Consider the following 12064-nt stretch of genomic DNA (forward strand, 5'->3'; position numbering starts at 1 on the left):
AGTACGCCGCTTAAGCCTGAATCATCGCCGCGGGATTGAGTACTCGGCTCAGGCCGAGATTGCGCAAGGCCAGGTTCAGGGCGCTGTGGGTGACCTGCGGATTGTCGATGCTCATCAGCTGTGCCAGCAGTTCCTTGGCTTTGCTCAGGCTGATCTGCCGCAGCAGCCATTTCACCTTGGGCAGGTTGGTGGCGTTCATCGACAGGCTGTCAAACCCCATGGCCATCAGCAGCACTGCCGACGACGGGTCGCCGGCCATCTCGCCGCAGATGCTCACCGGTTTGCCTTCGGCATGGGCGCCATCGACCACCAACTGCAGCGCCTGCAGCACCGCCGGATGCAGGAAATCGTAGAGATCGGCGACCCGCGGGTTGTTGCGGTCCACCGCCAATAAATATTGCGTCAGGTCATTCGAGCCGACCGAAAGGAAGTCGACCTGGCGCGCCAGTTCGCGCACCTGATAGACCGCCGCGGGAATTTCGATCATCACCCCGACCGGTGGCAGCGGCACATCGGTGCCTTCGTCGCGTACCTCGCCCCAGGCGCGGTGGATCAGGTGCAGCGCCTCTTCCAGCTCATGGGTGCCGGAGATCATCGGCAGCAGGATGCGCAGGTTATTCAGCCCCTCGCTGGCCTTGAGCATCGCGCGGGTCTGCACCAGGAAGATTTCCGGGTGGTCGAGGGTCACACGAATGCCGCGCCAGCCGAGGAAAGGGTTGTCTTCCTTGATCGGGAAATACGACAGTGCCTTGTCACCGCCGATATCCAGGCTGCGCATGGTCACCGGCAGCGGATGGAAAGCCGCCAGCTGCTCGCGATAGATCGCTAGCTGCTCTTTCTCGCTGGGAAAGCGGTCCTTGATCATAAACGGCACTTCGGTGCGATACAGCCCCACGCCTTCGGCACCCCGCTCCTGGGCACGCACCACATCGGCGAGCAGGCCGGTATTCACCCACAACGGCATGCGGTGGCCATCCAGGGTCTCGCACGGCAGCGCGCGCAGCGCACTCAGGCCCTGGGTCAGCTGGCGTTCTTCCTCGACCACCTCGGCGTATTGCTTGCGCAGCACTTCGCTGGGGTTGGTGAAGACTTCACCGTGGTAACCATCGATGATCAGTTGAATGCCATCGATTTTCGAATACGGCAGGTCGACCGCGCCCATGACCGTGGGAATACCCATGGCACGGGCGAAAATCGCCACATGCGAGTTACCCGAACCGAGCACCGAGACCAGGCCGACCAGCTTGCCTTCCGGCACTTCGCCAAGCATCGCCGGCGACAGCTCCTCGCTGACCAGAATGGTGTTATCCGGGTAGACCAGGGTCTGCTGCCGCGCCTGTTGCAGATAGGCCAACAGCCGGCGGCCGAGGTCCTTGACGTCCGAGGCGCGCTCGCGCAGGTAGGCGTCGTCCATCAACTCAAAGCGGCTGACGTGCTCGCCGACCACCTGGCGCAATGCGCCCTGCGCCCACTGACCGGTCTTGATCACCGTGGTCACTTCGCTACCCAGGGCGGCATCGTCGAGCATCATCAGGTAGACGTCGAACAGCGCGCGCTCTTCCGGGCGCAGCTGGGTCGCCAGCTTGGCCGACAGCGCCCGCATGTCCGCGCGCACCGCTTCGAGGGCGTTGTTGAACAGCAGCAGCTCGGCTGCGATATCCTCGACGGTTTTGTCCGGCACCACTTCCAGATCGGCCGGCGGCAACATGACCACCGCAGTCCCCACGGCCGCACCCGGCGAGCCCGCGACGCCGATGAACTTGGCTTCCTGGATACCCTTGCCCTGCTTGCCCAAGCCGCGGATCGAGCCGGTGGCCTCGGCGTGCGCGATGACCCCGGCGAGCTGGGCGCTCATGGTCACCAGGAAGGCTTCTTCGCCCTCGTCGAACTGCCGGCGCTCCTTTTGCTGGATCACCAACACGCCCACCACCCGCCGATGGTGGATGATCGGCGCGCCGAGGAAGGAGGCGTAGCGTTCCTCGCCGGTTTCGGCGAAGTAGCGGAAGCGCGGGTGGCTGGCGGCGTCTTCCAGGTTGAGCGGCTCCTCGCGGGTGCCGACCAGGCCGACCAGGCCTTCGCTCGGAGCCATGCTGACCTTGCCGATCGAGCGCTTGTTCAAACCCTCGGTGGCCATCAGCACGAAGCGATTGGTTTCCGGGTCGAGCAGGTAAACCGAGCAGACCTGGCTGCCCATGGCCTCCTTGACCCGCTGCACAATGATCGTCAGCGCCGCCTTGAGATCCTTGGCGGAGTTTACTTCCTGGACGATCTTGCGCAGCGTGTTGAGCATGGCTCGGGGTCGGCTCCTTAGTCAGTAGTGCGTCGTAGTCAGTCGCGCGCCAACAGGCGCGGCGCTAGTTCCTTGAGCGCGCGGCGGTAGACCTCGCGCTTGAATGTCACCACCTGGCCCAGCGGGTACCAGTAACTGACCCACTTCCAGCCATCGAACTCCGGCTTGCTGGTCAGATCCATGCGCACCCGCTCTTCGGCGGACTTCAGGCGCAGGAGGAACCACTTCTGTTTCTGCCCGATGCACAACGGCTGACTATGGGTACGGACTAAACGTTGCGGCAGACGATAACGCAACCAGCCGCGGGTGCAGGCAAGAATCTGCACATCGTGCTGTTCCAGGCCGACTTCTTCGTTCAATTCGCGATACAGCGCCTCTTCCGGCGACTCGTGATCATTGATCCCGCCTTGCGGAAACTGCCAGGCATCCTGATTAATACGACGCGCCCACAGCACCTGACCGACATCATTGGTCAGAATGATGCCGACATTCGGGCGAAAACCATCAGAATCGATCACGGCACACGACCTCGTAAACGCTTGTTTCGGCATTCTTTCACAAAGGTCGTGACAGCAGCAACGCGACTGCCCACCTTATGGGCAGGCTGGGCGAAAGCTCGTATTCTGTGGGCCTTTTCCAGCCCCCGGCTTCAACTAGTGCAGCGAGAATCTAACATGCGCCTGGCTTTATTCGATCTTGATAACACCTTGTTGGCCGGCGACAGCGACCACGCCTGGGGCGATTACCTGTGCGCGCGCGGGATTCTCGACGGCGTGGCCTATAAAGCGCGCAACGATGCGTTTTATCAGGACTACCTGGCCGGGCGCCTGAATATCACCGATTACCTGAACTTCAGCCTGGAGATTCTTGGCCGTAGCGACATGGCGCAACTCGAGCAGTGGCATCGCGAGTTCATGCGCGACTGCATCGAGCCGATCATCCTGGCCAAGGGCGAAGCGCTGCTGGCCGAACACCGCGCGGCCGGCGACCAGCTGCTGATCATCACCGCCACCAACCGCTTCGTCACCGCGCCGATCGCCGCGCGCCTGGGCGTCGACACCCTGCTGGCGACCGAGTGCGAGCTGGCCGACGGTCGCTATACCGGGCGCATGACTGACGTGCCGTGCTTTCGCGAAGGCAAGGTCACCCGCCTCAACCGTTGGCTGCAGGAAAACGGCTTTGACCTGGAAGGCAGCTGCTTCTATAGCGATTCGATGAACGATTTGGCGCTCTTGGAGCAAGTCAGCCGGCCGATCGCCGTCGACCCCGACCCGAAGCTGCGGGCCGAGGCCGAGCGCCGTGGCTGGCCGGTGATCTCCCTGCGCTAGATCAGGCCGGTTTCGCCCCCATCAGGCCGAGAATCGCCAGCAGGAGCAGCAGGATCACCGCGGCGTAAGCCAGATTGAAACGCAGCAGCCGCTGCGGCGCCGGCGTATCGCCCAGCGCTTCCCAGGCGGCCAGGCGACCGGCCAGCAGCAGGCCGAAGAGGATCAGCAGGCCAAACAGCACGGCACTGCCGAGCAGCCAGAACTGGCCCAGCGGCCAGCCGACCCCATGCACCAACTGCCAGCCGCTGACGGGCAGCGTCAGGGCCAATACGCCCATGACCGGCAGGCTGATCAGGCGAGTGCGGCGCAGCTTGCGGGGCAGCACGCCCGGCTCGGCACGCTGACGGGCCTTCCACAGCAGCACGAGATGGGCAATCACACCGAGCGGCAGCAGGGCGGCGGGCAGACTGTGGAGAATCTTCAGCAGCAGGTAGTGATCCATCATTGCATCCCTGTCAATAATCTTATTGAGCCTAGAAGGCCGCCCGCAGGTGCTTAACCGAGAAACAGTTGATAGGCCGGGTTATCGCTCTCATCCCAGTACGGATAGCCGATCTCCCCCAGCGCCGTCGGCACCAGATGGCGCTCGCCCGTCGGCACTTGCAGGCCGACCACCACACGCCCATCGGCGGCGCCGTGGTTGCGGTAGTGGAACATCGAGATGTTCCAGCGCCCGCCGAGCTTGTGCAGGAAGTTGAACAGCGCACCCGGCCGCTCGGGGAACTCGAAGCGATACACCACCTCATCGCTGACCCGCACCGCATGGCCGCCGACCATGTGGCGGATATGCAGCTTGGCCAGTTCGTTGTCGGTCAGGTCGAGCACCGGGAAACCCTGCACCTGCAGGTTTTTCACCAGCGCCTCCCGCGGGTCGGTCTCCGGGTGGGTCTGCACACCGACGAAGATGTGCGCCTCTTTGTCGCTGTGGTAGCGGTAATTGAACTCGGTGATCTGGCGCTTGCCGATGGCCTCGCAGAACGCCTTGAAACTGCCCGGCTTCTCCGCGATGGTCACGGCGATGATCGCCTCGCGGCCCTCGCCCAGCTCGGCGCGCTCGGCGACATGCCGCAGGCGGTCGAAGTTGACGTTGGCGCCCGAATCGATGGCCACCAGCACCTGGCCGCTGCAGCCTTCACGCTCGACGTATTTCTTGATCCCGGCCACGCCCAGGGCGCCGGCCGGCTCGGTGATCGAGCGAGTGTCGTCGTAGATGTCCTTGATCGCCGCACAGATCTCGTCGGTGCTAACCGTCAGCACCTCGTCGACATAGTCGCGGCAGATATCGAAGGTGTGCTTGCCGATTTGCGCCACCGCCACGCCATCGGCGAACAAGCCGACCTGGCTCAGCACCACGCGCTCGCCGGCGGCCATCGCCGCTTGCAGGCAGTTGGAGTCGTCCGGCTCGACGCCGATCACCTTGATCTCCGGGCGCAGGTATTTGACGTAGGCGGCGATCCCGGCGATCAGCCCACCGCCGCCGACCGGCACGAAGATCGCGTCCAGTTGGCCGGGATGCTGGCGCAGGATTTCCATGGCCACCGTGCCCTGGCCGGCGATGGTGTGCGGGTCGTCGTAGGGGTGGATGTAGACGTAGCCCTTTTCCTCGACCAGCTTCAGCGAATAGGCCAGCGCCTCGGGGAAGGAATCGCCATGCAGCACCACTTTGCCGCCGCGCGAACGCACGCCATGCACCTTGATCTCCGGCGTGGTCTTGGGCATGACGATAGTCGCCTTGATGCCCAGCTCCTTCGCCGCCAGGGCCACGCCCTGGGCGTGATTACCCGCCGAGGCCGTCACCACGCCGCGCGCCAGCTCCACCGCGGTCAATTGCGCCAGCTTATTGTAAGCGCCGCGAATCTTGAAGGAGAACACCGGCTGCAGGTCTTCGCGCTTGAGCAGAACCTGGTTGCCGAGGCGCTCGGACAGCTGATGAGCAGATTGCAGGGGGGTTTCCACCGCGATGTCATAGACCCGCGAGGTAAGGATTTTTTTGACGTACTGTTCGAGCATCGGGAGGCATCGCAGGCAGGCTTGCAGGGATCACGGAGTCTACCCCAGGCGTCCGCCGAACGACCATACGAATCCCGGGGTTTTGCCGCGCCATGCCGCTATAATCCGCGCCTTCAGTTTTTCCGTTCGCCGTGGAGCCCGCATGACTCAGGATCAGCTCAAACAAGCAGTGGCGCAGGCCGCTGTCGACTTCATCCTTGCGCAACTCGATGACAAGAGCATCGTCGGGGTCGGCACCGGCTCCACCGCCAACTGCTTTATCGACGCCCTGGCCCAGCACAAAGCCGCCTTCGACGGCGCCGTGGCCAGCTCGGAAGCCACCGCACAGCGCCTGAAAGGCCACGGCATTCCAGTCTACGAGCTGAACACCGTTAGCGACCTGGAGTTCTACGTGGATGGCTGCGACGAGAGCAACGAGCGCCTGGAACTGATCAAGGGCGGCGGCGCGGCACTGACTCGCGAGAAAATCGTCGCCGCGGTGGCCAAGACCTTCGTCTGCATCGCCGACGGAAGCAAACTGGTGCCGCTGCTCGGGACCTTCCCGCTGCCGGTGGAAGTCATCCCCATGGCCCGCAGCCATGTCGCCCGCGAACTGGTCAAGCTCGGCGGCGATCCGGTGTATCGCGAAGGGGTGACCACCGACAACGGCAATATCATCCTCGACGTGTTCAACCTGCAGATCGGCAACCCCCGCGAGCTGGAAGCGCAGATCAACGCCATAGTCGGCGTGGTCTGCAATGGCTTATTCGCCGCACGCCCAGCCGACTTGCTGCTGCTGGGCACCGCGGACGGGGTAAGAACCCTGCGCCGCTGATCGACCGCAGCCGATCACTCGGGCTTCTTCTTGAACAGGTAAAACAGGTTCGGCTCGCTGACCAGGTAGATAGTACCGGCATCGTCGCTGGCAATGCCTTCGGCCTGCGGCACGGATTTCTTCAGCCCGTGCTGACCGCGCAGCAGCGACAGGCTGCTGATCGGCCGGCCGTCGGCATTCAGCTCCAGCACCAGCCGCGACTCATCGGACAGCGCTAGCAGATGGCCGCTGCGCTGGTCGAAGTCGAGACTGGACAGGTCTCGGACGAACAAGCCGGCATCGCGCTCGGGGTCGTCGACCACATGCACGGCGAAGGGGCGCTCTGGATGGGTATGGGGAAAGCCGTGCACCTCATAGATGCGCACCGGGTCGCGCTCCTTGGCGACGAACAGGCGCTTGCCGGCCGGATCGTAGGCCAGCCCCTCGAAACCTTTGTTGCCGCTGAGGCCGATGCCCAGCGTCAGTTGCTGGGCGTCGGCAGCCTCGATCGGTGCCGAGCCTTCGCCCAGGCGCACCTTGATCAGACGCTGTAAACGCTCGTCGGTGATCACATAGAGACCCGGGCTGATGTACTCGATCGCCTCCGGATCGCCAAACCCCAGCAGGGGAATGCGCCGCAGAATCCGCCCATCCAGCGACAACTCGATGAGCTGCGAATTTTGGTTGGTGACGGTGAACAGCGTCTTGCGGTCCGGGTCGTAGGTCAGTGCCGAGACATCATCGTCGAGCCCGGCAATCGGCTGCGCTTCGATGACCACCCGATAATCCGGCAGCCAGATCGAGACCGCCCGCCACTCGCTGCCATGGCGCCATTCCTGTACTTGGAACCAGGCCCGCTCGAACAGGCGAAACTCCTGGGCCACCACCGCCAACAGCAACAACATGCCCAGCAACAGGACGCCCAGCAGGCGCTTCAGGGTTAGCAGGCGATGCATTCGGTTGAGCTCACTAGGGCAAGATCCGCTAGAAATAACATAGCCACACCGAATTGAAGCTTAACGCCCTAGTTAGGTGGGGTCCTTGCGGAACACATAGAAGAGATTGGGCTCGCCGACCACGTAGATATCGCCCGCTTCGTCCATGGCCACGCCCTCGGCCTGCTGGATGCCGTGTTCCAGGCCATTCAGCCCGCCGATCAGGCTGATAAAGCTGAGCGGTTCGCCCTGCTCGTCCAGCTCCAGCAACAGCCGCGACTCGTCGGACAGTACCAGGGTGTGGCCGGTGCGCGGGTCAACGGTCAGCGAAGACAGATCGCGGACGAATAGATGCCCGGCCGGCATCGACTGCATCACCCCGGCGGCGCCCTCCTCGCCGGGAAACGGCAGGCTGAACAGGCCCAGCGGGCTGCGCTCCTTGGCCAGCAGCAGGCGCTGGTGGCGCTCATCCCAGGCGATGCCTTCGAAACCCTTGTTGCCGGCATCGGCAAAGCCCAGATCGAAGGACTCCAGGTCGCGCGCATCGATGCTCTCGGCGACATCGGACAGGGCGAAGGCCGTCAGCTGCCGCGTGCGCTCGTCGATGATTGCCAGGCGGCCATCGCCCAACACCTCAACGCCCTCGGGGTTGGAGAAGCCGAGCAGCTCGATGCGCCGCAGCACCTCGCCCTGGCGCGACAGCTCGACCAGCAGCGGATGCTTGCCGGTGACGGTGAACAGGGTGCCGCTGAGCGGGTTGTAGGTCAGGCCCGAGGTTTCGTCGTCTTCCAGCCCTTCCAGCAGCTTGGCCTGGAGCACCGCGTTGTAACCCGGTAGCCAGACGCTGGCGTCGCGCTCACCCTTGGACAGGTGCTGCTCCTTGAGCCAGAAGTAGGCGCGGGCGTCCCAGTGCAGGTAGTCGATCAGCGTGGCGCCGGCGAACAGCGCGGCGGTCAGGGCCAGCCAGTGCGGACGGAGAAAGCGGGAGAGCAAGGCAGGCATCGACGACGACTCGGCTGAACGATAAGGGCTCAGACTAACCTTTATCGGTTAAGGTTCCTTTACCGGCGCGGTCAGCGCCGCACCCCAGGGTCAGAGCACCCGGCTGTCGAAGCGCGAATGGCCGACCAACTCCAGCACCAGCTCATCGTCCTGGCTCAGCGGGCCGACGCCGGCCGGCGTGCCGGTCAGCAGCACGTCGCCCGGTTGCAGACTGAAGTGGCCGCAGATGTGTTGGATCATCGGCAGGATCGGGTTGAGCATGTCGCGACTGTTACCGTCCTGGCGCACTTCGCCGTTGATGCTCAGGCGAATGCCGATGTCGGTCAGGTCTTCGATTGCGCTGCCCGGCACGAAGGGCGCGAGCACGCAGGCGCCGTCGAAGGCCTTGGCGACTTCCCAGGGATAGCCCTTCTCCTTGAGCCTGGCTTGCACGTCACGCAGGGTCAGGTCGAGCGCCGGGGCGAAGCCGGAAATGGCGTCCAGCACCTCTTCCTGGTTCGGCGTGCGCGACAAGGGCTTGCCGATCAGCACGGCGATTTCCGCCTCGTAATGCACCACGCCGCGATCCTCGGGAATGCTGAAGCCACCCTCCAGCGGCACCACGCAGCTGCCCGGTTTGATGAACAACAGCGGCTCGCTCGGCACCGGGTTATCCAGCTCCTTGGCGTGCTCGGCATAGTTGCGGCCAATGCAGACCACCTTGCCCAGCGGGAAGTGAATGCGGGTGCCATCGACGTACTGATGCTGGTAGCTCATGGGCGCTCCTCGAGGGTGATGCGTAGGGCGGCCTCGTCGCGCAGCGACAGCCCGCCGATCGGGTTGTCCGGCGGGCTGCCCCGCTAGAGCGGGGCGAGGCCGCCCTACGATGGCTAAACGGCGAAGATCTTGCCGGGGTTCATGATGCCATTGGGGTCGAAGACGGCCTTGATCGCCTTCATATAGGCAATCTCGGCTTCCGACCGGCTGTAGCTCAGGTAATCGCGCTTGGTCATGCCGACGCCATGTTCGGCGGAGATCGAGCCGTTGTACTTCTGCACTATCTCGAACACCCACCTGTTCACCGTGGCGCACTTGGCGAAGAATTCGTCCTTGCTCAGGTTGTCCGGCTTGAGGATGTTCAGGTGCAGGTTGCCGTCGCCGATATGGCCGAACCAGACGATCTCGAAGTCCGGGTAGTGCTGAGCGACTATAGCGTCGATATCGTGCAAGAAGGCCGGAACTTTCGCCACGGTCACCGAAATATCGTTCTTGTACGGGGTCCAGTGCGAGATGGTCTCGGAGATGAACTCGCGCAGCTTCCAGAGGTTCTGCAGTTGCTGTTCGCTCTGGCTCATCACGCCATCGAGCACCCAGCCCTGCTCGACGCACTGCTCGAAGGTGGCCAACGCCGCGTTGGCGACTTCCTCGGTGCAGGCTTCGAATTCCAGCAGTGCATAGAAGGGGCAAGCGGTTTCGAACGGCGCCGGCACATCGCCACGCGCCAGCACCTTGGCCAGCGCCTTGTCGGAGAAAAACTCGAAGGCGGTCAGGTCCAGCTTGTTCTGGAAGGCATGCAGCACCGGCATGATCGAATCGAAATCGGCCGCGCCGAGCACCATCGCGGTGAGGTTCTGCGGGGCGCGATCGAGGCGCATGGTGGCTTCGACCACGAAACCCAGGGTGCCTTCGGCGCCGATGAACAGCTGGCGCAGGTCGTAGCCGGTGGCGTTTTTGATCAGGTCTTTGTTCAGTTCCAGCAGATCACCCTTGCCGGTGACGACTTTCAGCCCGGCCACCCAATTGCGGGTCATGCCGTAGCGAATCACCTTGATGCCGCCGGCATTGGTGCCGATATTGCCGCCAATTTGACTGGAACCGGCCGAGGCGAAGTCCACCGGGTAGTACAGGCCCTGTTCTTCGGCGAACATCTGCAGCTGTTTGGTGATCACACCCGGCTGGCAGACAGCCGTGCGGTCGAATTCGCTGAAGGCCAGAATCTGGTTCATGTAGTCGAAGGCCACCACCACTTCGCCATGGGCGGCGACGGCGGCGGCAGACAGCCCGGTACGGCCGCCCGAAGGCACCAGCGCGACCTTCCGCTCGTTGGCCCAACGGACGATGGCCTGCACCTGCTCGATGCTCTTGGGGAAGACAATGGCCAGCGGCGCCGGGGCGAAATGCTTGGTCCAGTCCTTGCCGTAGGTGTCCAGGGAGTCGGCGTCGGTCAGCACCTTGCCAGGCTCAACCAGGGTCTTCAGCTGTTCAATCAGGGCAACGTCGGTCATCTACGGAACTCTCGCAATATTCATGGTCGCCCTGAGAACGTTTCAGGTCGCAACCGAGCAAGGAAAAAGGAGAACATGCTAGCATACGCACCCCGCGAATCGTGCCCTCGGCTCGGTTTGCGGCAGCGGCTCCACGCCGGCTCGGCTGGCCCGCGCCGTCCGCTTTCCCTGACATTTTCACCGGGACAACAGGTACTCAGATGAGCAAGACCTCTCTCGACAAGAGCAAGATCAAGTTCCTTCTCCTGGAAGGCGTCCATCAATCCGCCGTGGACACCATCAAGGCTGCCGGCTACACCAACATTGAGTACCTGACCGGCTCGCTGCCCGAAGAGCAACTCAAGGAAAAGATCGCCGACGCCCATTTCATCGGCATTCGCTCGCGCACTCAACTGACCGAAGAGATCTTCGACTGTGCGAAGAAGCTGGTCGCGGTCGGTTGCTTCTGCATCGGCACCAACCAGGTCGACCTGAATGCCGCCCGCGAGCGCGGCATCGCGGTATTCAACGCCCCCTACTCGAACACCCGCTCGGTGGCCGAGCTGGTGCTGGCCGAAGCCATCCTGCTGCTGCGCGGCATCCCGGAGAAGAACGCCTCCTGCCACCGTGGCGGCTGGATCAAGAGCGCGGCCAATTCCTTCGAGATCCGCGGCAAGAAGCTCGGCATAGTCGGCTACGGCTCGATCGGCACCCAGCTCTCGGTGCTGGCCGAGGCGTTGGGCATGCAGGTGTACTTCTATGACACGGTGACCAAGCTGCCGCTGGGTAACGCCACCCAGGTCGGCAAGCTGCACGATCTGCTCAGCCTGGCCGATATCGTCTCGCTGCACGTACCGGAACTGCCGTCCACCCAGTGGATGATCGGCGAGCCGGAAGTCCGCGCGATGAAGAAGGGCGGCATCCTGATCAACGCCGCCCGTGGCACTGTGGTCGAGTTGGACGCCTTGGCCGATGCGATCAAGGACAAGCACCTGATCGGCGCCGCCATCGACGTGTTCCCGGTCGAGCCGCGCTCCAACGATGAGGAGTTCGAGAGCCCGCTGCGCGGCCTGGACAACGTGATCCTGACCCCGCACATCGGCGGCTCGACGGCCGAGGCGCAAGCCAACATCGGTCTGGAAGTCGCCGAGAAGCTGGTCAAGTACAGCGACAACGGCACCTCGGTGTCCTCGGTCAACTTCCCGGAAGTGGCGCTCCCCGCCCACCCCGGCAAGCACCGCCTGCTGCACATCCATGCGAACGTGCCGGGCGTGATGAGCGAGATCAACAAGGTGTTCGCCGACAACGGCATCAACATCTCCGGTCAGTACCTGCAGACCAACGAGAAGGTCGGCTACGTGGTGATCGACGTCGACGCCGACTACTCCGACCTGGCGCTGGAGAAGCTGCAACACGTCAACGGCACCATCCGTAGCCGCGTGCTGTTCTAAGCGCCCTCGGGC

11 protein-coding genes are annotated in these 12064 nt (G+C 63.5%); 3 read left to right on the forward strand and 8 right to left on the reverse strand.

Annotated features, from left to right (window positions below; genetic code table 11):
- Positions 1-10 precede the first annotated feature (10 nt).
- Together ptsP and FFS12_RS05885 are read right to left on the reverse strand one after the other, a co-directional pair.
- Positions 11-2290 (reverse strand): phosphoenolpyruvate--protein phosphotransferase, encoded by a 2280-nt coding sequence (gene ptsP, locus FFS12_RS05880; protein ID WP_137885976.1) that lies wholly within the window; start codon positions 2288-2290, stop codon positions 11-13.
- A gap of 38 nt (positions 2291-2328) precedes the next feature.
- Positions 2329-2808, reverse strand: coding sequence for an RNA pyrophosphohydrolase (locus tag FFS12_RS05885; protein WP_119952845.1), 480 nt, complete (start codon positions 2806-2808; stop codon positions 2329-2331).
- A 156-nt stretch (positions 2809-2964) separates the two neighbouring features.
- Here FFS12_RS05885 and FFS12_RS05890 point away from each other — a divergent pair, with 156 nt between their 5' ends.
- Positions 2965-3618: an HAD family phosphatase gene (locus FFS12_RS05890; protein ID WP_137885977.1), complete on the forward strand. Its 654-nt coding sequence runs from the start codon at positions 2965-2967 to the stop codon at positions 3616-3618.
- 1 nt (position 3619) lies between these two features.
- On the opposite strand, the gene FFS12_RS05895 is transcribed toward FFS12_RS05890, so the two are convergent.
- Both FFS12_RS05895 and ilvA read right to left on the reverse strand, forming a co-directional pair.
- Positions 3620-4060: a DUF2269 family protein gene (locus FFS12_RS05895; protein ID WP_137885978.1), complete on the reverse strand. Its 441-nt coding sequence runs from the start codon at positions 4058-4060 to the stop codon at positions 3620-3622.
- A 53-nt stretch (positions 4061-4113) separates the two neighbouring features.
- Positions 4114-5628, reverse strand: a complete 1515-nt coding sequence (gene ilvA, locus FFS12_RS05900) for a threonine ammonia-lyase, biosynthetic (protein WP_137819259.1) — start codon at positions 5626-5628, stop codon at positions 4114-4116.
- Positions 5629-5770: 142 nt separating this feature from the next.
- Between ilvA and rpiA the strand changes: the two genes are divergently transcribed.
- Positions 5771-6442 carry a ribose-5-phosphate isomerase RpiA gene (rpiA, locus tag FFS12_RS05905; protein WP_137885979.1) on the forward strand — a complete coding sequence of 224 codons (672 nt, stop codon included), beginning with the start codon at positions 5771-5773 and terminating at the stop codon, positions 6440-6442.
- Between the two features lie 14 nt (positions 6443-6456).
- Here rpiA and FFS12_RS05910 read toward each other — a convergent pair whose 3' ends face one another.
- The 4 genes from FFS12_RS05910 to FFS12_RS05925 all read right to left on the reverse strand — a co-directional run bounded on the left by FFS12_RS05910 (position 6457) and on the right by FFS12_RS05925 (position 10622).
- Positions 6457-7377, reverse strand: a complete 921-nt coding sequence (locus FFS12_RS05910) for an SdiA-regulated domain-containing protein (protein ID WP_137885980.1) — start codon at positions 7375-7377, stop codon at positions 6457-6459.
- Between the two features lie 72 nt (positions 7378-7449).
- Positions 7450-8358, reverse strand: coding sequence for an SdiA-regulated domain-containing protein (locus tag FFS12_RS05915; RefSeq protein WP_137885981.1), 909 nt, complete (start codon positions 8356-8358; stop codon positions 7450-7452).
- Between the two features lie 90 nt (positions 8359-8448).
- Positions 8449-9114 carry a fumarylacetoacetate hydrolase family protein gene (locus FFS12_RS05920; protein WP_137885982.1) on the reverse strand — a complete coding sequence of 222 codons (666 nt, stop codon included), beginning with the start codon at positions 9112-9114 and terminating at the stop codon, positions 8449-8451.
- A 113-nt stretch (positions 9115-9227) separates the two neighbouring features.
- A complete protein-coding gene (locus FFS12_RS05925) occupies positions 9228-10622 on the reverse strand; it encodes an FAD-binding oxidoreductase (RefSeq protein WP_137885983.1) in 1395 nt (464 codons plus the stop codon).
- 200 nt (positions 10623-10822) lie between these two features.
- Here FFS12_RS05925 and serA point away from each other — a divergent pair, with 200 nt between their 5' ends.
- Positions 10823-12052: a phosphoglycerate dehydrogenase gene (gene serA, locus FFS12_RS05935; RefSeq protein ID WP_137885984.1), complete on the forward strand. Its 1230-nt coding sequence runs from the start codon at positions 10823-10825 to the stop codon at positions 12050-12052.
- Positions 12053-12064: the final 12 nt, after the last annotated feature.

The sequence above is a fragment of the Pseudomonas sp. 2FE genome (genome assembly GCF_005503735.1).
Taxonomy (GTDB): Bacteria; Pseudomonadota; Gammaproteobacteria; order Pseudomonadales; family Pseudomonadaceae; genus Aquipseudomonas.